16 protein-coding genes are annotated in these 19,664 nt (G+C 71.1%); 2 read left to right on the top strand and 14 right to left on the bottom strand.

Going from position 1 to position 19,664, the window contains the following annotated elements:
* Window positions 1–19 precede the first annotated feature (19 nt).
* The 8 genes from ACFSE6_RS16430 to ACFSE6_RS16395 form a co-directional block, all read right to left on the bottom strand.
* On the bottom strand, window positions 20–916 hold the full coding sequence (locus ACFSE6_RS16430; RefSeq protein WP_388009716.1) for a class I SAM-dependent methyltransferase: 897 nt from the start codon (window positions 914–916) through the stop codon (window positions 20–22).
* A 66-nt stretch (window positions 917–982) separates the two neighbouring features.
* Complete coding sequence (locus tag ACFSE6_RS16425) at window positions 983–1,669, bottom strand: GntR family transcriptional regulator (protein WP_388009713.1); 687 nt, start codon at window positions 1,667–1,669, stop codon at window positions 983–985.
* On the bottom strand, window positions 1,666–5,181 hold the full coding sequence (locus ACFSE6_RS16420; RefSeq protein WP_388009710.1) for a proline dehydrogenase family protein: 3,516 nt from the start codon (window positions 5,179–5,181) through the stop codon (window positions 1,666–1,668). Before ACFSE6_RS16420 ends, ACFSE6_RS16425 begins: the two co-directional genes overlap by 4 nt.
* Window positions 5,182–5,315: 134 nt before the next feature.
* Window positions 5,316–6,347 (bottom strand): PHP domain-containing protein, encoded by a 1,032-nt coding sequence (locus ACFSE6_RS16415; RefSeq protein ID WP_388009707.1) that lies wholly within the window; start codon window positions 6,345–6,347, stop codon window positions 5,316–5,318.
* Between the two features lie 18 nt (window positions 6,348–6,365).
* The gene (locus ACFSE6_RS16410; protein ID WP_388009704.1) at window positions 6,366–6,782 is read right to left on the bottom strand and encodes a VOC family protein; all 417 of its coding nucleotides are present in this window, start codon (window positions 6,780–6,782) and stop codon (window positions 6,366–6,368) included.
* Window positions 6,775–7,578: an AraC family transcriptional regulator gene (locus ACFSE6_RS16405; RefSeq protein ID WP_465254181.1), complete on the bottom strand. Its 804-nt coding sequence runs from the start codon at window positions 7,576–7,578 to the stop codon at window positions 6,775–6,777. The genes ACFSE6_RS16410 and ACFSE6_RS16405 overlap by 8 nt, the downstream gene beginning before the upstream one ends.
* A gap of 151 nt (window positions 7,579–7,729) precedes the next feature.
* Window positions 7,730–9,316 (bottom strand): DUF7059 domain-containing protein, encoded by a 1,587-nt coding sequence (locus tag ACFSE6_RS16400; RefSeq protein WP_388009698.1) that lies wholly within the window; start codon window positions 9,314–9,316, stop codon window positions 7,730–7,732.
* Window positions 9,317–9,365: 49 nt separating this feature from the next.
* Window positions 9,366–10,595 carry an MFS transporter gene (locus tag ACFSE6_RS16395; protein WP_388009695.1) on the bottom strand — a complete coding sequence of 410 codons (1,230 nt, stop codon included), beginning with the start codon at window positions 10,593–10,595 and terminating at the stop codon, window positions 9,366–9,368.
* Window positions 10,596–10,684: 89 nt separating this feature from the next.
* Here ACFSE6_RS16395 and ACFSE6_RS16390 point away from each other — a divergent pair, with 89 nt between their 5' ends.
* Entirely contained in the window at window positions 10,685–11,059 is a 375-nt protein-coding gene (locus ACFSE6_RS16390) for a MerR family transcriptional regulator (protein WP_388009692.1), read from the top strand.
* A gap of 39 nt (window positions 11,060–11,098) precedes the next feature.
* On the opposite strand, the gene ACFSE6_RS16385 is transcribed toward ACFSE6_RS16390, so the two are convergent.
* From ACFSE6_RS16385 to ACFSE6_RS16365, 5 genes are all read right to left on the bottom strand, one after another.
* Window positions 11,099–11,542 (bottom strand): hypothetical protein, encoded by a 444-nt coding sequence (locus tag ACFSE6_RS16385; RefSeq protein ID WP_388009689.1) that lies wholly within the window; start codon window positions 11,540–11,542, stop codon window positions 11,099–11,101.
* A gap of 51 nt (window positions 11,543–11,593) precedes the next feature.
* Complete coding sequence (locus ACFSE6_RS16380; RefSeq protein ID WP_388009686.1) at window positions 11,594–12,520, bottom strand: carbohydrate ABC transporter permease; 927 nt, start codon at window positions 12,518–12,520, stop codon at window positions 11,594–11,596.
* Window positions 12,520–13,479 carry a carbohydrate ABC transporter permease gene (locus ACFSE6_RS16375; protein ID WP_388009683.1) on the bottom strand — a complete coding sequence of 320 codons (960 nt, stop codon included), beginning with the start codon at window positions 13,477–13,479 and terminating at the stop codon, window positions 12,520–12,522. The genes ACFSE6_RS16380 and ACFSE6_RS16375 overlap by 1 nt, the downstream gene beginning before the upstream one ends.
* Before the next feature lie 59 nt (window positions 13,480–13,538).
* A complete protein-coding gene (locus ACFSE6_RS16370; RefSeq protein ID WP_388009680.1) occupies window positions 13,539–14,894 on the bottom strand; it encodes an ABC transporter substrate-binding protein in 1,356 nt (451 codons plus the stop codon).
* Window positions 14,895–15,158: 264 nt separating this feature from the next.
* Complete coding sequence (locus tag ACFSE6_RS16365) at window positions 15,159–16,931, bottom strand: hypothetical protein (RefSeq protein ID WP_388009677.1); 1,773 nt, start codon at window positions 16,929–16,931, stop codon at window positions 15,159–15,161.
* A 65-nt stretch (window positions 16,932–16,996) separates the two neighbouring features.
* Here ACFSE6_RS16365 and ACFSE6_RS16360 point away from each other — a divergent pair, with 65 nt between their 5' ends.
* A complete protein-coding gene (locus ACFSE6_RS16360) occupies window positions 16,997–18,640 on the top strand; it encodes a fucose isomerase (RefSeq protein WP_388009674.1) in 1,644 nt (547 codons plus the stop codon).
* A 95-nt stretch (window positions 18,641–18,735) separates the two neighbouring features.
* Here ACFSE6_RS16360 and ACFSE6_RS16355 read toward each other — a convergent pair.
* The coding region (locus tag ACFSE6_RS16355; protein ID WP_388009671.1) for a DUF222 domain-containing protein at window positions 18,736–19,664 on the bottom strand (929 nt) is incomplete at its 5' end.

Genomic DNA, 19,664 nt, shown 5'->3' with positions numbered 1-19,664 from the left:
GCTGAGCCGGCCCGCGCCGTCAGTCCCGGCGGGCGACGACGGACAACGCCACCGGCAGGGAATCACGCTGCACCCCGGGCAGCTCCCATCCGCCCTCGACCGGGCGCATCTGCGGCAGAGCCTGCCAGGGCAGGGTCCGATGCTCGTCCAGGGCCACCAGCCGCAGGCCGGCCCCGAGGAGCACACCGACGATCTCCGAGACGGGATGCGGCCACTCGTAGTTGCGGGTGTGCTCGATGCCGGCGTGGTCGCCGTCGGTGTAGGTCAGCGCCTCGTCGTAGGTCTGCGCCCACCCGTCCCCGAAGTAGCGGTACGCGACGCGGAGGTCGCCCTGCCCGTCTGCGCCGACGCCACGGCTGTCGTCGACCGTGGTCAGGAACGGGTGGGCGTCGCGCAGGTAGAACACTCCACCGGGGCGCAGCAGGCGTGCGACGGTTCGGGCCCACGCGTCGAGATCGGGGATCCAGGGCAGCACGCCGGTCGAGGTGTAGACGACGTCGTACATCCGGCCGAGTACCGCGGCGGCGGTGGTGACCTCGGCCTCGACGTAGTGGATGTCGGTCCCGGTGCGGACGGCGAGTTCGCGCGCCGCCGCGAGTGAGGCGGGCGAGAGGTCGACCCCGGTCATCCGGGCTCCCTGCCTCGCCAGCGAGAGCGTGTCCGTGCCGATGTGGCACTGCAGGTGGACGACGTCCAGGCCGGTCAGTCCGCTCGGCGGCAGGTGCGGGGCGAGCAGCCGCAGATCCTCGGCCGCCACGTCGGAGACGTGCCCCGGGTCGGTGAGGTAACGCTCGACGCCGTAGTCGCGGGACGCGACGTGCACCGCCGCCCGGTCGTCCCAGTTCGCGCGGTTGGCGGACAGCGCCTCGTCGATGTCGACGCGCACGGGACGCATGGGCTCGGGCTCGGTGGACACGGTCGCGACGCTACTGCCACCGCCGGAGCCGGGCGACGAAATATCGCTGGCCGCCCGAGGTCGCCGTCAGCCCGCGACCGGGGATCGCGCGACCTGCGGGGACGATTCCGGTGTCTGCTCCGGTGGCGCCCACTCCTGCCGCACCTGCGCCAGGTGCGAGGTCATGACGCGTTCGGCACGGTCGGGGTCCCGGCCGACCAGCGCATCGACGAGCTCGGTGAGCTCGGCCGCCGAGGCGCGCAGCTTCTCCGCGCCGGCGAGATTGAGACCGTAGAGCCGGGTCTGGTCGCGCAGGTTCGCCACGATCTTCGCCAGCCGCGCGTTTCCGACCAGGTCCAGCAGCACGAGGTGGAAGTCGCGGTCGGCGGTGATGAAGGCCTTGACGTCGCCGTTCGCGGCCGCGCGGGCGCACGCCTCGGCATGGCGCCGAGGCTGCTCATCACGGCCGTCGATTCCCTGCTCGGCCAGGCGCCGCATGGCAGGGACCTCGAGCATGACGCGCAGCTCGTAGATCTCGGCGAGATCGTCCTCGGTCAGCGGGGTGACCTGGAAGCCGACGTTCGGGACCACCTGCATGATGCCCTGCTCGACCAGGGTGAGCATCGCCTCTCGCACCGGCCCGTTCGACGTGCCGAGCCGAGCCGCCATCCCCGCCGCGCTGTAGGTCTCCCCCGGCCGGATCTCACCGGAGAGCATCGACTCGCGGATGACCGCGAGGGCCTGGTCCTTCAGGGACGCGCGGTTGAGCTTCACCGCCACTCCTCGCCGTCGTCGTGCCGGTCCGCGGGTAGGTGGCCGAACCGGTGCAGGGTGCGTGAGATCGCCTGTTCGCGCAGCACGCTGAGCATCTCGCGCCGGCCCGTGGCCAGGACCGGGCCGCTGACGATGCTCACCGCGGGTGAGTACAGGGCATCGACGATCCGCTCGGCCTCGCCGCCGGTACCGATGATCCGCAGGCGCTCGGCGCCCTCGGTGCGGACCCGCTCGACGAACTCCTCGACGGTCTCCGCACGGGTGCCGTGCGCCCCGAGCCGGCGCAGTCCGATGCGTGCGTTCTCCCCGGCGTCGGACAGCGCTTTGAACGCCTGCGACGTCTCCGGGTCGAGACTGAGCGTCACCGGGCTGCCGGCGAGTTCTGCGGCGAGCAACACCCGGACGACCTCGACGACGGCGGCTCCCGGCACGGTCCGGATCGTGACGGGCACCGGGCGGTAACGGAAGATGTTCGCCTCCACGCTGAGGCCGGACTCGTCCAGCTCGCGGCCGAGAACCTCGTTCCAGGCGGTGGCGTCGGAGGCGACGGCCGCGCGCAACCAGGAGCGGTCGGCCTGCGAGGTGACCAGGCCGGTGTAGTCGGCGAGGCTCGCGCGCAGGCCGGGCTCGAGATCGGCCTGGTCGGTGGGCAGTCCGGCCGGGGCGAACGAGCCGAGCTGGGCGACATAGTTCGGGCCGCCCGCCTTGGCGCCGGGGCCGACCGAGGAGGCCTTCCAGCCACCGAAGGACTGGCGGCGCACGATCGCGCCGGTGATGTGCCGGTTGACGTACGCGTTGCCGACCTCGACCCGGTCGAGCCAGGTCGTGACCTCGTCCTCGTCGAGCGAGTGCAGGCCGCCGGTGAGTCCGTACGCGACGGCGTTCTGCAGCCGGATGGCCTCTTCGAGGGTGTCGGCGTACATGAGCCCGAGCACGGGTCCGAACGCCTCGGTGAGGTGGTACCAGGAGCCGGGCCGAACGCCGTCCTTCAGGCCCGGGGACCACAGTCGCCCGGTGTCGTCGAGCTGCTTCGGCTCGACCAGCCAGGTCTCCCCGGGCTCCAGGGTGGTCAGGGCGCGGTGCAGCTTCTCGCCCGGGGGCTCGATGACCGGCCCCATGGTGACACCGATGTCGGTGGGCCAGCCGACCCGCAGGGACCGCACGGCGTCGATCAGTTGGCGGCGCAGCCGCTGCGAGGAGCCGGCGGACCCGACGAGGATGGCGAGGGACGATGCGGAGCACTTCTGGCCGGCGTGCCCGAACGCGGACCTGACCAGGTCGGCGACGGCGAGGTCGTAGTCAGCCGCCGGGGTGATGATCAGGGCGTTCTTGCCCGAAGTCTCGCCGAGCACCCGCGGCCCGCGGGGCCGGCCGGTACGCCAGGAGGTGAAGACTTCGGCGGTCTCGGCGGCTCCGGTGAGGATGACCGTGTCGACGTCGTCGTGGGAGACGAGGTGCCGGCCCACGTCGCCCTCGTCGGTGCGGACCATGTGCAGCAGGTCCTCGGGCACTCCGGCGGCGTGCAGGGCCGCCACGGCGATCTCGGTGCAGCCGGGAACCGGCGGTGCCGGCTTGATGATGACGGCGGACCCGGCGGCCAGGGCGGCGAGGACTCCGCCGATGGGGATGGCCACGGGGAAGTTCCACGGCGGGGTGACGAGGGTGAGGCTGTCCGGGGTGAAGGTGGCGCCGTCGGTGTGCCACGAGGCTCCGGGGTCGAGCTCAAGGGCCCGGTCGGCGTAGTAGCGGGCGAAGTCGATGGCCTCGGAGACCTCGGGATCGACCTGGTCGATCGTCTTGCCGCCTTCGTGGACCGCCTGAGTGATCAGCACGCCGCGGCGAGCCTCGAGCTCATCGGCCGCGCGCCGGAGGACGGCCGCACGTTCCGTGGCGGGGCGGGCCGCCCACGCCGGCTGGGCCTTCCGGGCCGTGCGCACCAGCCGGTCGACGTCGTCCGTGGTCTGCAGGACCGGTGACGTCGGCTCGATCGGCTGGGAGGTCACGACGCCACGTCCCCACTCGCGCACGGACGGCAGCGCCGGGTCGGAGTCGACCGAGTTGGTGAAGCTCTCACCTGCCGGTTCACGTTCCGGGCTACGCCGTGGGGTGTCTGGCGTGGTGGCGATGTCGGCCACCGAGGCGCGGAAGCGTGCCTCCTGCTGGCTCATCGCCTCGTCCCCGCCCGCGAAGAGGCTGTGCACGAAGTTCTGCGGCTGGGCGTTCTCCTCCAGGCGGCGCACGAGGTAGGAGACGGCGACGTCGAAGTCCTCCGGCGCGACGACCGGGGTGTAGAGGATCACGGTGCCGACGACGTCACGCACGGCGCGTGCCTGCGCGGGCGCCATCCCCTGGAGCATCTCGACGTCCAGGGAGTTGCTCACGCCGCGGCGCTCGGCGAGCAGGTGGGCGGCGGCGACGTCGTAGAGGTTGTGCGAGGCCACCCCGAGTCGGACGACACCCGCGAGGTCGGGCACCAGGGTCCGGTCGACGAGCCGGAGGTAGTTCGCGTCGACCTCGGCCTTGTCCGTGTATGGGGCCTGCGCCCAGCCGTGCAGCTCGGCCTCGACCTTCTCCATCGAGAGGTTGGCGCCCTTGACCAGCCGGATCTTGATCGGCGCGCCGCCGTCCGCGACGCGCTGACGGGCGAAGGCGACGAGCCGCTCCAGGGCGGCGGAGGAGTCCGGGAGGTACGCCTGGAGCACGACGCCGGCCTCGAGGTCGGCGAACTCGGGCTCGGAGAGCAGGGCGGAGAATGCGGCGATCGTCAGGTCGAGGTCGCGGTACTCCTCCATGTCCATGTTGACGAAGGCGTGTGGGCTGCGGGCCTTCGCCGCCCGGTAGATCGGCCGGAGCCGCTGGAGGACACGCTCGACCGTGCCGGGTTCGTCCCAGGTGGTGATCTGGGAGACGAGGGAGGAGACCTTGATGGAGACGTAGTCGACGTCCTCGCGTTCCAGCAGGGCCACGGTGCGGTCGGCTCGCGACTGGGCCTCGGCCTCGCCGAGGACGGCCTCGCCGAGGAGGTTGATGTTCAGCCGGAAGCCGTCCTGCCTGGCCTTGGCGAGGTGCTCGGCCAACGCAGGGTCGTGCGCGTCCACGACAAGGTGGCCGACGAGCTGGCGCAGCCGCTTGCGCGCCAGGGGCACCACCATGCCGGGCGCCAGCTTGGCGACCTTCGCGCCGACGCCGAGCAGGGCGCGGTCGGTGGGCCCCAAGAACCCGGCGGCCCCGGCGGAGATCCCGGCGAGCTCCTTGGCGGCGACGCGAGCGTCCTCCGGGCGGGCGACCTTGTCGACGAACGTGACCGCCAGGTCGAGCCCGCGGGGATCGCCGACCAGACCGGCGAGCTGGGCGGAGGTGGCGCGTTCGGCGTCGTCCTGGCCGGCCTCGGTGGCCGCGAGCCACTCCTCGGCCAGGGTGACGGCGTCATCGACCACGGCGTCGATGCCGAGTGAGGTGGCGTGCTCGCCGTCGGTCGGGTTCGGGAAGGACGGCGGGGCGGAACCGGACATGAGCACCTCGGAGCCGATTGGTGATTAATTACCTACCGGCGAACCTAAGCCTGTCCGCGACGACGGTCAACTGGGCGAGACCGCTCGGCGGATTCAGCGGTGACGCCGAGTCCTGGGTTGACTGAGGTGCTGCCTCAGAGGCTGCCGGTGGGAGCGCGGGCCGTCCAGGTGAGCAGTTCGTCGGCGGGCAGCGTGTTGACGATCCGCTCGCGCGTGACGCCCTCGGCCTGGGCCCGCGCGCAGCCGTGGTCGAGGAAGTCGAGCTGTCCGGGCGCGTGAGCGTCGGTGCCGATCGCGAACAGGCACCCCATCTCGTGCGCGAGCTCGAGCAGCCGGGTCGGCGGGTCGCGCCGTTCGGGGCGGGAGTTGATCTCGACGGCGACGTCGAAGCGTCGGCAGGCCTCGAAGACCAGTTCGGCGTCGAACGTGGATTCGGGGCGGGTACCGCGGCCGCCGGTGATCAGCCGACCGGTGCAGTGCCCCAGCACGTCCACGTGCGGGTTCGCGACGGCGGTGACCATCCGCCGGGTCATGTCCTCGGAGGCCATGCGCAGCTTGGAGTGGACCGAGGCGACGACGACGTCGAGTTCGGCGAGCAGATCCTCGTCCTGGTCGAGGCGCCCGTCCTCGAGGATGTCGACCTCGATGCCGGTAAGGATGCGGAACGGCGCCAGTTCGGCGTTGAGGGCGGCGACGACCTCGAGCTGCTCACGCAACCGCTCGGCGGACAGGCCGCGCGCGACGGTCAGGCGCGGCGAGTGGTCGGTCAGCGCGAGGTACTCGTGACCGGCGGCGATCGCGACCTCGGCCATCTCGCGGATCGGGCTGCCACCGTCGGACCAGTCGGAGTGGCTGTGCAGGTCCCCGCGCAGCCAGGACCGCACCGTCTCCCCGCCGGGGACGAGCGGGAAGGCAGCCCGGGCCTCGAGGTCGGCGACGTATCCCGGGGTGGCGCCGCCCGCGGCCTCCGTGGCGACGGCGGCGGTTCGTGGTCCGACGTCCGCCAGGTCGGTCAGTGTGCCGTCGGCGATGCGGCGGTCGAGCTCCGCCGGTGGGAGGGCAGCGAGGCGGCGGGCGGCCTTTCGGAACGCCTTGACGCGATGCGTCTCGGCCAGCTCCCGCTCCAGCAGGTAGGCGACACGTTCCAAGGCCGAGACGGGGTCCACCCGCTCAGCGTAGGACGCTCAGGCCCCGGGCATCGGTTCGCCCGGGTAGGTGCCGAAGGACCACAGGTTCCCTTCGGGGTCCCGGACGGTGAACTCGCAGCTGCCGTAGTCGGTCTCGGCGAGCGGGCGCACGACGTCGGCGCCTCGGTTGACCACGCGGTCGTACAGTCCGTCGATCTCGGGGACCACGACGTACGCGCCCGCCGCCCCGGGTTCGCGCGACCAGGGGCCCACCTGGTGGGTGCCGAGCATGAGCCCGCCGGCGCCGTCGGGCGTCCGGAGCTCGGCGTGGTGGACCACGCCGCGGCCCTCCTCGGCGTACTCGGCCGTGACGACGAAGCCGAAGGTCTCGACGTAATAGTCGATGAGGGCGGCGGCGTCGCGGGCCTGGAGGGCGTGGAAGACAGTGGGCGGCGTGCTGGATGTCTCAGTCATGAGTCCACTCTCCGGCGCCACGGTGACCGCCGTCTTGAATGTTTCGGAGCTCCTCGGCGATCCAGACCGTCGGGCTCAGACCGACGTACCGGCCGAACTCCCGGGACAGGTGCGCCTGGTCGCTGAAGCCGCCCGCGGCGGCCACGCCCGCGAGGTCGGCGCTGCCGCGCAGCCGGACCTGCTCGGCGATCGCGGCCTGCGCCCGTTCGAAGCGCATGAGTCCGGCCACCTGCTTGGGTGAGCGACCGACCTCGCGGGCGAACAGGGTGCCGAGATGACGTGTGCTGAGGCCGACGGCTCGCGCCACGGCGCCGACCGGCGCCCGCCCGCCGGTTCGCTCGAACAGGTGCCAGGCGCGCAGCAGCTCCGGTCGCAACCGGTCGACGTGGTCGCCGTCGTAGCGGCCGATCAGGTGGTCGGCGACGAGTCGGAAGGCGGTGCGCCAGTCGGTCACCTCGGTCATCCGGCCGTGCAGGTCGCGGGCAGCGGTGCCGAGGTAGCTCGTGCCGTCGAACTCGGTGACCGGCAGCTCGGCCGCCGGTATGCCGAAAACGGCGCGCGCGGCCAGGGGGTGCATGGCGATCTGGACACCGGCCTGGGCGGGGCGCTGGCGCACGTAGCTCGCGCTGGTGTGCAGGCCGCCGAGGATGATCGGTGCCGGGTGCACGGCCGGCAGGGCGTCCATCGTCGCGGCCGCCTCGACGCCGTCGTCCATCGCGACGATGAACGTCAGTCGGGAGGACGGCAGGCCACGGTGCAGGGTGTGCGGTACGTCGAGCGCGCGGTAGCCCACCATCGAGCTCACGCCCGGGGCTGTGCGGGGTGGCGCGACGGCGAAGTCCCACGCCGGGACGTCCTCGGCCATACCGGGGACGGTACGACGGCGCCGGCGGGTTGTCATGGCCCGGGGCCGGTCCGGTGTACCCGAGCCGCGCGGCGGCGCCGGCTCAGGGCAGGTCGGTCTCGCGCAGGGTGAGGAAACCGTCCACCAGGAGCTCGCGCACCCGGGGCAGCAGTTCCGCGCGCAGCTCGTCCGCATCGACCTCGAGCAGGCCGGCGATCGCCGCAATCAACGGTCCGACGGGGAGTTCACCGTCGCACGCGCCCACCAGGGCCGCGAGCCCGGTGTCGGCCGTGACGGTCCGCGCGAATCCGGAACCCTGCCGCAGCTCGATGACCTGGGGGTCGGGGCTGCCGGGCATGTGGTGCCGCGCCTCGGTGACGTCCGGGGCCACGGCGAGCACGGCGGCCGCCAGGGCGTCGTCGTCCATCCCGGTCAGCCGGTCGTGGGCCGACAGCGCCTCGGTGAGGTGGGTGCCGAGGGTGCCTTCGCGGGTGAGGGGCTGCGGGAGACGTTCGTAGCGCGCCAGGGTCGGGTGTGCACCGTCGGCCGGCCTGCGGAGCAGGATGAATCCCAGCCCGACGGCGGTCACGGCTCGGCGAGTGAAGTCCTCCAGCCAGTTCTCCACCATCTCGGCGTACTCCGGTGTGCCGGGCAATGTCCCGCCGTCCCGGATCCAGAACTCGGCGTATTGCACCGGATCGAGCGTGTCCCGCTCGACCACCCAGGCGTCCAGCGCCACCGGCGAGGAGTCGACCCACGTGCGCACCCGCTCCAAGCCCTCCTGGCCGCCGCGGGTCTCCCAGTTCCCGAGCAGCACGGCCACGCCGCCGGGCTCGAGGTGCTCCCCGGCGCCGGTCACCACGGATTCGACGAGGGCGTCCCCGACGAGCCCGGCGTCGCGGTACTCGTAGGCGGGCACGCCGTCGATCCGGGGGGTGATGACGAACGGGGGGTTCGACACGATGCGGTCGAACCGTTCGCCGCGCACCGGGTCGAACAGGTTGCCCTCGCGAGTGCTGACGGACCGCACATCGTTGAGCACCATGTTGATCTCCGCGAACTGTCGTGCCCGCGGCGAGATGTCGGTCGCCACCACCTCACTCGCGTAGCGCCGGGCACGGATGGCCTGGACGCCGCAACCGGTACCGAGGTCGAGCACGCGGCCGGTCGGGCTGTCGATGTGCAGGCCGGCGAGGAAGAGGGACGCGCCCCCGGCACCGAGCACATGCCCCACGGGCAGGGTGCTCCCGAGCGCGACCTCGTCGAGATCGCTGGCCAGCCACCATTCGCCCTCCCCGTCGCGGTCGACGAATGCCTGCGGCCGGATCACCGCCCGCGGCACCACGTAGCCGTCCTCGGTCGACGCGAGACCCAGCCGTTCCAGCCCGGCGATGCCTGCCTGCGGCAGGGCGGCGGCGACGGCGACGGCGGGCTGGGTCCGGCCGAGCACCAGGAGCCGGCCCAGGGTCGCGAGCGGGTCGGTCCGCTCACCCAGCGCCCGAAGCGCCGGTTCACGCAGCCCACGCCCCACGGCTTCATCGGCGGGCACCCCCCAGGTGGCGCGCAGGTTGTCGGCACCGAAGCCGGCCGCACGCAGGTCGGCGGCCAGGGCCCGGCAGGTGTCCTGATCCGGCGTCGGTGCGGCGGGTTCGTCGTCGTGACGGGCGGAACGCCCGCGGAGATCGGTCATCGGTCAAGAGTGGCACGTCGCGGACGTGGCGCCTCTCGCCGAGGCGGACTTAGGGGCGGCAGCTCGCGGGTTCGACCGCCGGCGTCGGTCGCGCCGCCTCGGGCGAGGGCGGGCGGCGACGTCCCAGCGCGGCGAACCCGGCCGCCGCGAGCACGGCGGGAACGATCGACACCAGTGGCAGGACGTCGAGCGACCACCGCTCCACCACCCCGCTCCCGAGCGCGGCACCGACGGCGATCCCGAAGTTCATCGCGACCGGCATGAGGGTTCCGGCCGTGGACCGGTGCTGCGGACCGGCCGCCCGCATGAGCGCCACCTGCACGGCCGGACCGACGGCCCCGGTCACCGTGCCCCACACGAGAACGAGCGCCAGATCCGCCCCGGCGTGGCGCCCGACCACCGTCACGGCTGCCAGCGCCGCCGCCATCATGCCCGCCGTCACCGCCGGCGTGGCCGTGGGATGCCGGTCGCTCGACACTCCCACCGCCGCGACGCCGACGGCGCTGACCACCCCGAACAGGAGGAGCAGCGCAGGTGTGGGCAGCGCGCTCGGTGTCAGCAGTTCGGCCACGAAGGTGAAGACGGCGAAGTGCGCCACCAAGATCAGGCCACCGAGTGCGGCGACCCCGAGGACGGGGCCCAGCGACCGGGCACGTCCGGCCGGCTGGCCGCTCGGGTGGTCGCTCGGCGTGGGGGCGATAAGCGGAACAGTGCGCAGGAGGGCCAGGACCGCCGCTGCGCCGAGGAGGCCGAGCACTCCGAGCAGGAGGAAGGGCGCCTGCCACCCCCAGGCCTGAGCCATGGCGTTCCCGGCCGGGATCCCGCCGATGGTCCCGAGGGTGCCGCCGCCGAGCACGATCGCCGTCGCCCGCGCGATGCGGTGCTCGGGCACGATCGACGCCGCGTGGGCGTTGACCGTGGACCACAACAAGCCCGTCGCCGCGGCGGCGACCAACCGGGAGGCGAGGGCCACCTCATAGGACGGGGCGGACGCCGTGACCAGCGTCGCGACGGAGAAGACGGCCAGCGCACCGGCTTCGACGTGCGCGCGCGGCAGGCGTGCGGTGGCACGAGCCAGCGGGAAGCTCGCGATGACGACCGTCATCGCCCATGCCGAGACCAGAAGTCCGGCCTGGGCCAGCGAGACCTCGAGGTCGGCTGCCAGCTCAGGCAGCACGGCGGTGGGCATCATCTCGCCGCTCACCACGAGGAAGACGGTGCCGGCCAGGGTGAGCAGCGCCGAGAGCGGAAGCCGCTCGCGTGTGGGGGTCTCGGTCACGCTGCGACGGTAAACTTTGACATCAGTGTCAAGGTCAAGTGGTCGGACCGGACCCGCGACCGGGACGGGACGGCAGGAGGGAGGGCGCGGTGAAGATCGGGGAGCTGTCGCGGCGCACCGGTGTGAGCCCGCGGCTGCTGCGGTACTACGAGGAGCAGGGCCTGCTCTCGGCCCGGCGCACGGACAACGGGTACCGGTCGTACTCGGAGGCGGATGTCGAGCGCGTCGAGCGCGTCGCCCTGCTGGTCCGCTCCGGTATGCCGACACGGCTGGTCCGGGCGGTCCTGGACCTCGAGGCGATCGACTCCGCCGAGCGAGCGCACACCTGCAGCCGATCGGTCGCCGAGCAGCTCGCCGCCGAGCTGGTCGAGATCGAGTCGCGGATCACCTGCCTGTCGAAGAGCCGGGACACCATCCGGCGCTTCCTCGCCCGAACCGAGCACCGGGAGCTGGTGGACGGGTGAGGAGCCTCGACGCCGGAGGACCGTCGTCGGGCCGCACGCTCAGCCCTCCGGCTCGGTGAGCTCCCGCACCGACCCCACCGCAGGTACCTCGGCGCCGTCGTGTGCAGCGTCCCGGACGAGCCGGTCCCCCACCGGCTCGTCGAGCCGGACGGTGGTGAGCATCGGCACCTCCTCGGCCGGACACTGCCGGTCGTACCGGGTCGCCTCGCGCACGACGACGTAGGCCGTCAGCTCCACCTCCGCGGCCGATTCGCGGACCTCGATCCGGCCGGGGTCGCCGCAGCCGGGCGGACCGCCGAGGTAGCGCACCACGACGGTCCGCCCCTCACCGGCCACGGCTGCGACCGGGGCCGTCCGCTCGCGGTCGAAGCCGACGAGGAGGGCGTAGACGAGCACGAAGACGCCGAGGCAGAGGGCGCCCACCGTGAGCCACATGGCCATGGCCCGGACACGCGCCCGCGCTTCTGCCGGCATACCCGCCACGCCCACATCCTGCCGCGCGCGTGCCTGGCCCGCGCCACGGACGAGCGCGGCTTACTTGATCCCCGAGATGCGGATCCCGGAGATGATGTAGCGCTGGAAGATCAGGAACAGGGTGATCACCGGCAGCGCGGCCAACGTGGAGCCCGCCAGCAGCATGCCGTACTCGACGCGACGTTCTGAGCGGAACGAGGCCAGGTACTGCTGGATCTGCGTCAGCGAACTGTCGGGTTCGGTGATGGTCATGATCGGCCAGACGTAGGCGTTCCAGAACGCCAGGAACGAGGTGATGCCGACGACGACGAACACCGGCTTGGACAGCGGCAGGAAGATACGGAGGAAGATCTGCCACCGGCTCGCCCCGTCCAGCAGCGCCGCCTCCTCGATCGAGGTGGGGATCCCCAGGTAGAACTGCCGGATGAAGAAGATGTGCACGGCCGCCGTCGCGCCCGGGATGACGAGGACGGCGAGCGTGTTGAGCATCCCCATCCGCGTGACGACGATGTACGACGTGAGCAGGATGGCCATCTGCGGGATGAACATCGTGCCCAGCACGATCGCCCACAGTGTCCGCTTGAACGCGAAGTCCAGCCGGGCGAAGACGTACGCCGCCATCGAGTTCACCGTCAGGCTCAGCGCCGTGAACAGGATCGCCCCGGTGAACGTCACCCCGAGAGCCCGCACGAATGCCGGGTCCTGCAGGATCGCGACGTAGTTCTGCGGCTGCCAGATGTCCGGGAAGAACTGGAAGGGCGAGGTGACGACCTCGTCGCGGGCCTTGAAGCCGGAGATCGTCATCCAGGCCAGCGGCAGCAGGGCGGCCAGCACGACGACAGCGGAGGCGAGGTATCGCAGCACCGTCCCGGCCGGGCCGGTACTGCGGGCGGACCGGCGGCGACGCCGGGACGGCACAGCAGCGGAGGCGGCGGCGACGGCGTCCGTGCCGAGCGTCTTGACCGAGGTCTGTCCGGTGAGAGTCATCAGCCGTCCACCGCCTTCTCGGAGTTGATGAGTCGGAAGATGACCGCCGAGAGGCCACCGAGGACGAGGAAGAGCAGCAGCGCCGCGGCGATCGAGTATCCGGGGTACAGGTCGCTGGTGAATCGCTGGAAGATGAGCAGGTTCGGCAGCAGGGTCGACTGGGTCGGCCCGCCGTCGGTCATCACCAGCGGCAGCTCGTACTGCTGGATCGTGGCCACGAAGGTGGTCACCAGCAGGTAGAGGATGATGTTCTTCAGCAGCGGGATCGTGATGTAGACGGTGCGCTGGAACCAGTTGGCGCCCTCGAGCTCGGCGGACTCGTAGTAGCTCTCGGGGATGTCGAGCAGGCCGGCGAGCATGATGAGCGAGGCCAGTCCGAGGGCGAGCCAGATCTGCGGCAGCGTCAGGGCGTACAGCGCCGTCCTGGCGGAGCCGAGCCAGGGCACGTCGGCCACGCCGAGGAAGCTGAGAAGGTAGTTCGCCAGTCCCTGCCGGTACTCGTAGACGAGCACGAAGATGATCGAGGCGATGACGCCGGAGATCACGGTCGGGATGTAGATGCTCACCTTCAGGACGGTGGCCATCCGGGCACCCATCGTCTTGACGAGGTTCGCGAAGCAGAACGCGATGACGAGGATGACAGGCACGCAGATGGCGGAGAAGGTCAGGCCGCGCACGATCGATTCACGGAAGGTCGGGTCGGCCAGGACCATGCGGAAGTTGCGCAGGCCGACGAACACGCTCGGTTCGTAGAAGCTCCACCGCTGGAAGCTGACGAACCAGGCGTACACCAGTGGCACCAGCACGAACGTGGTCAGCAGGATCAGAGCCGGCGCGAGCATGAGGAACGCGGTCCGGTTGTCCTTCTTCCGGGGCTTGTTCGCGGCCGGCGGGTCCGGCGGCTCCGTCACGGCGGGGGCGCGGCCGGCGGGCGCGGGCTCGGACGTCAGGGCAGACATGTCATCACCTCATCGGGACCGAGGTGCCCGGGCCGGGCGGCCCGGCACCGACCGGCTTCTCAGGCACCGGGTCCCGTGCCGGCGAGGTCGTTGTTGTCGATCTCGGTCTGGATCTTGCGGTTCGCCTCGGCGAGCGCCTCTTCGACCGGCGTGCCCTGCATGGCTGCCTCGATGGCCTCGCCCATGGCGAGACTGATCGCGTAGGGATAGACCGGCTCGGGCTCGGCGTACGGGACGACCTCTTCCTGGATCACCTCGTTGAACGGGTTGACCTCGGCGACCTCCGGGGTCTCGCTGATGGCCTGGGCGACCGACTCTCGGGGTGAGACCTTGGAATAGGCGGTGGCCTCGAAGAACGGCAGGACGTTCTCCACGTCACCGGCGAGGGCCCACTCGATGAACGAGGCCGCGGCCTCGGCGTTCTCGGAGCGGCCGTCGACGACGAGCGACCAGCCGCCGAGCGTGGCCGTGGTCTGGCCCGTGCCGCCGTCGAAGGTCGGCATAGGGGCGACGGCGACGTTCTCGACGAGCTCGGGATAATCGGCGAGCAACTGGCTCGCGGCCCAGGAGCCGTTGGCCATCATCGCGTACTTGCCGTCACCGAACGGTGCGGCGTCCGGGTACCCGAGCCCGTCCGCCGGCGGGAGCGACCCGGCCTCGAACATGTCCTGGAAGGCCTGAAGCAACGGCGCGTACTCGTCCGTCGCCGCCGGTTCGGACCAGTCGTCACTGATCGGCAGGTGGCCGGCGACGTTGTACTGATAGCCCCAGGTGGACCAGCCCAGGTCGTTGGCGTTCTGGGCGAGACGCAACCCGAAGACCGAGTCGGTGGTCAAGGCCTCGGCGTACTCCTCGAGCTCGTCCCAGGTCGACGGCGGGCCGTCCAGACCCGCCTGGTCGAACAGGTCGGTGCGGTAGTACAGCACTGAGGAGGGCTCGACGAGCAGCGGGTAGGCGTACTCGTCGCCGTCGACGGTGACCATGCCGTGGACGTTCTCCTGCAGGTCGGACCAGGCGTCGGCGCTGATGAGGTCGCCGAGCGGATGCAGCTGACCGGTGCGGGCGGCGTCGGGGATGTTGCCGTAATTGGCGGTGTAGAGGTCGGGGGCGTTGCCCGCCGCCTGGGCTGCGGTCATGCGTTGCTCCCAGGCGTCGCCCGGGACGACGGTCAGGCGCACGTGCACGTCGTCCTGGGACTCGTTGAACGACTCGACGATGTCCTCGTACCAGGCGTTCTCCTCGTCCGTGTACTGGGTCTGCCAGAACTGGATCGTGGTGGCGCCGTCCGGCGCGTCTTCTCCGCCTGCCGCAGCCGCTCCGCCGTCGGGCGTGCCGCTGCAGGCGGTCAGGACCATCACCGCCGCGGCGGCACCTGCTCCGATGCCGCCGAGGCGGCGCTTGTTCATGGTGGACATCCCATCCTCCTCGATGAGTGCTCGTGACGAGCTGTCGGGCGCCCTGTCGACACCCGAAGTGTAAACGATTTCTGGACCGTATTGCCGCGGATGATGCTCGTCAAGTCACCTGCCCGAAGCGTCATCGAACGGTGACCTGCCGCCACGTCGAGGTGGTGCCGGACCGGCCCCCGTTCCTCGCCGCAGCGGCGGGGCGAATCGGAGGGAGGTCAAGGCGCTCCGCCACAGACCCACGCACGCGACCCGGCGCCGGAAGGACCGGCGTCACGACGCCGGAAGCTCTCCTCCCCCGCTGTGGTACACCTCCAGCTCGCTCAGTGTGCTGTACCGCGACCACCCGCCGGGCGGGCCGACCAGCCGGATCCCGTCCGCCTCGACCGGAGCGAACCGGACGGTGTACGCCCTTCTCCCGGTCGAGGTGGCGTCGGTGGCGTAGGGCCGGTCGATGACCTGGTCGGCCACCTGCCGCCACCGGCCGGCCGAGCGGATCTCGATGGCCGGTGGGCGGGCGAACCAACCGCCGTTGTAGTCGCGCGGTCCGGAGGTCCACCGCACCGTGTCGACGCGGTGGTGTCGTGGCCAGGTCACGCCCCAGTGATCCTGCTGCTTCCCGGACCCGTTCCAGCTGTCCTCTGCCCGGTCGGTCGCGCCGTCGGTGAGCACCTCCGGGTGGCCGGAGCGGGTGGTGGAGGCGATCGGCACCGCGCCCGTCTCGCGAGCGAGGTTGGCCGCGGGGTCGACCGTGTTCGAGGCGGGCGCGTCGTCCCGGATCGCGAGGCGGATGTGTCGCAGCGAGTAGTGGTACGCACTGCCGTGGTAGCTGGAGGCGCGCACGAACCAGTTCGACTGCAACCACATGTCCTGACCGTCGGCACTGATGAACTTGGCCGGGATGGTCGTGCCGTAGCCGCCATGACGCGGGTGATCGGCGAGTGGGCCCGTCCAGGGGAATGGGCCGAAATCGTGCGAGGCGACGTGCCGCCACGGCCCCCAAGGCGCCGGGGCCTCGTAGAGCTCGAGGGTGAACTCGCTCCACGAGCTGTACAGGTAGCGTCGTAGCGGCGCGTTGTAGACGATTCCGCCCTGGGCGATGACCGACGGCCCCTCTGGTGACCGGGGCACGGTGACGGCGTCAGGGTGCGGGGCGTACGGGCGGCGGCGATCGGTCAGCACCGGCCGTTTTGCGCCGATGTCCCGATGCCAGCGCGGCGTCCCGTCGTCGTTGCGGCCGCAGTAGAACTCCCACGCCTCGCGTCTGAGCACTCTGTCCGCACGGACGCGCGCGAGGAACAGCTCCTGCGGGTCGGGGACGATGCCTTTGTGCGAGGTGCGCCAGTTGCCGTCGAGACCGTAGGCGTACACGTACCCCTCGCCTTCCGTCCCGTCCGTTCCGAGGACGCGCGCGTGCTCCTGGGATCGACCGAAGTCGAGGAACATCACCGTGGTGAAGGTGTGGTCGGTGAACATCGGCCCGTCCGGCGCGCGCCAGGTTCGCCCGTAGTCCTCGGACGCGACGACGCCGGCCGCGGGCGCCTCGTCGAAGATGCGGTCGGGGGTGCAGGCGAGGTCCTGAACGGCGAGGTACAGCTCGTCGCGGCCGTCACCGTTGCCGTCGACCGCGACGATGCCGGTCGGTTTGGAGTTCACCATCGCGGGATCGCCCCAGATCGGGGCCACGTCACGTCCGGAGGCGAGGCGCTCACCGGTGATCCCGGACGCCGGGGTGCCCTCGATGCGGCTGACGACGATGTCGGTGTACTCACCGTCGGAGAATCCGGCGCCGTCGCCGTTGGCGGTGTAGAGATGACCGTCGTCAGCCCAGGTGGTAGGCCACAGGTCGCCGTCGCTGTCGGTTCGGATCGAGGCACCTTCATCGATCCGGACCGTGGCGAAGAAGTCGGACATCTCGGGGTAGTCCCCTGGGGCATGTGTGGCGCGGGCCGGGTCGGCGGCGGGTTCGACAGCGTCGGCGTGGTCGCCGTGACCCACGGGGCGGGAACTACCGCTGGTCTGTCTCGGTTCGGTGTGTTCTGTCATGACATCCTCGTCGCACAGGGGTCAGGTACTTGTGAGAGTAATCGTTTTCTGATTGGCTCGAGGACATGTCTCCAACTCACGCCACGACGTATGACATTCCGACGCCGGTCCAGCCTCCGGACGCGCCGGCCAAGACCGTGTACCTGACCACCAGCGGCGACCTCCGCGAGTCCGCCAACACCGCCGCCTGGCCCCTGCAGCTCGAGCTCGAGTCCATCGTGTCCGAGCAGCTCCGCCAGGCCGGGTGGGACGTCGTCCGGGCCTTCGAACCGACCGATCACGGCTTCGTCCGGTCCCAGCGCATGGGCCTGGAGGTCTTCAAGCAGATCCCACGGGACGCGCCGCTCGTGGTCGCCATCGCCAACTGGCAGTACTCCCACCATGTGCTGGCCGGGCTCCGCAGCCACCGCGGGCCGATCCTGACCGTCGCGAACTTCGCGCCGGACTGGCCGGGCCTGGTGGGACTGTTGAACCTCAACGCCTCGATGACCAAGGCCGGTATCCGGTACTCGACGCTCTGGACGGTCGACGGCACCGACGACTGGTTCCGGGCCAACCTCCGGACCTGGCTCGAGACCGGAAGCATCGAGCACGACACCTCGCACGTGCGGGACCTGCCCGCGTTGCCGCAGAGCGAGGAGACGCGTCTCGGTGTGGCCGTGGCGGAGCAACTGCAGTCCGAGAAGGCGATCATCGGCGTCTTCGACGAAGGCTGCATGGGCATGTACAACGCCATCATCGACGACGAGATGCTCAATCCGCTGGGCATCTACAAGGAACGGCTGTCCCAGTCCGAGCTGTGGGCCCAGATGCAGACCGTACCGGACGAGGAGGCCGACGCCGTGGGTGCTTGGCTCCGGGACGCCGGCATGACGTTCCGTCTCGGCACCGACGAGGCCACCGAGCTCACCGAGGAGCAACTGCGGTGGCAGTACAAGATGTACATCTCCGCGCTACGACTGGCCGACGACTTCGGTCTCGACGCGGTGGGAATCCAGTACCAGCAGGGACTGAAGAACATCTGCCCGGCCTCCGACCTGGCGGAAGGCCTGCTCAACAACGTCGCCCGTCCGCCGGTGACCAGCCGGGACGGCTCACGGGTGCTGTACGACGGTGCACCGCTCCCCCACTTCAACGAGGTGGACGAGGGCGTGGCCGTGGACGCGCTGGTGACCAACCGAGTCTGGACGGCGATGGGGCTCGACCCGGCGACCACCCTGCACGACGTGCGATGGGGCGAGGAGTACGACGGCGAGTTCGTCTGGGTCTACGAGATCTCCGGTTCCGTCCCCGCCTCGCAGTTGAGAGGCGGCTACGAGGGGGCCGAGGGGTGGCGCCAGGACCCGGTGTTCTTCCCCGCAGGCGGATCGACGATCAACGGCGTGTCACGGCCCGGGGAGATTGTCTGGTCCCGGGTGTTCATCGCCGACGGCGAGCTCCACGTGGACATCGGACGCGCGAGCGTGGTCGACCTGCCGGAGGAGGAGACCCGCCGCCGCAAGGAGGCGACGAACCCGGAGTGGCCGATCGCGCACGTCGTCCTGCACGGCATCGACCGCGATCAGTTCATGGCCCGCCATCAGGCCAATCACGCCCAGGTCGTCTACGCACCGGATGCGGAGACGGCCGACAAGGCGCTCGTGGCCAAGGCCGCCGTGTTCGACGCCCTGGGCGTCCACGTCCACCTCTGCGGTGACGTGAACATCTGACCCACGGCTGCGGCAGCCAGCGCCCACGACTCGGCAGGGGCCGGCGCTCCGGTGCTCCCGCGTTCCGGCGCGCTCGCGCGATAGTGCCTCGGTGTTCAGGTGGGTGGTCGGGTGGGTTTGATTTCGGTGCCGTCGGCTCGGGTGAAGATCCATTGGTCGTTGCGGCGGGTGATGGTGATGTCGTGGGCGTGGATGTGGTCGTGGTGGTGCCAGCAGACCAGGAGTCCGAGGTCGATGCGGGTGGGGCCGTATTGGTCGTACCACCACAGGCTGTGGTGGATCTCGCCTTCGCCGGGCGGGGCGTTGCAGTCCGGGAAGACGCAGTGTCGGTCGCGGGCGATGATCGCGCGGGTCTGGCCCGGGGTGAAGAGGCGTTCTTCGCGGCCGGAGTCCAGTATTTCGCTGTCGGGGCCGAAGATGACGCGGTGGAGTTGGGACTGACAGGCGAGCCGGGCGAGTTGACGGGGACTGATCGGGGTGCCGTCGGTCAGGGTGGCTGGTTCGGTCCCGGTCATGACGGTGTTGTCCACGCTGGCGGGGATGATGATCCCGTCGGCCACGCCGCCGGAGGCTTTGCCGGGTCTGTGGCCGGGTCTCTGGCCGGGGCTGTGGCCGGGTCTGTGGCTGGGGCTCTGGCCCGGTCTGTAGGCGGTTTCCTGGCTGGCGGGGACGAGGGCTGACCGGGCCGGCTCGGTCCACCGGCCCGGTTGACCCGACCCGGTCGTCTCGTCCGGCCCCTGCGCCCCGTCGGGCCCGCCTGCTTGGTCGGTCGCGTCGGTGGCGGTGGGGTGGGTGGCTTGGATGAGGTGGGTGAGGGTCTCGTGGGAGACGTGGACGGCGAGGTGGGGGCGGATGCGTGCGCCGGGTTTGAGGGTGCCGGAGTCCAGGGCGAGGTGGGCCAGGCCGGTCAGGGCGTTCGCGCGGCGTTGGGTCTGGGTGCGGGGGTCGTTCGCCGAGGGGGTGCCCATCCGGGCGCGGAGGGCTTCATCGAGGAGTTGGCCGTTGGCTGGTGAGAGCCATCCGC

The organism is Georgenia deserti (assembly GCF_042680605.1).
GTDB lineage: Bacteria > Actinomycetota > Actinomycetes > Actinomycetales > Actinomycetaceae > Allobogoriella > Allobogoriella deserti.
This window is presented reverse-complemented; position numbering and strand designations above follow the sequence as displayed.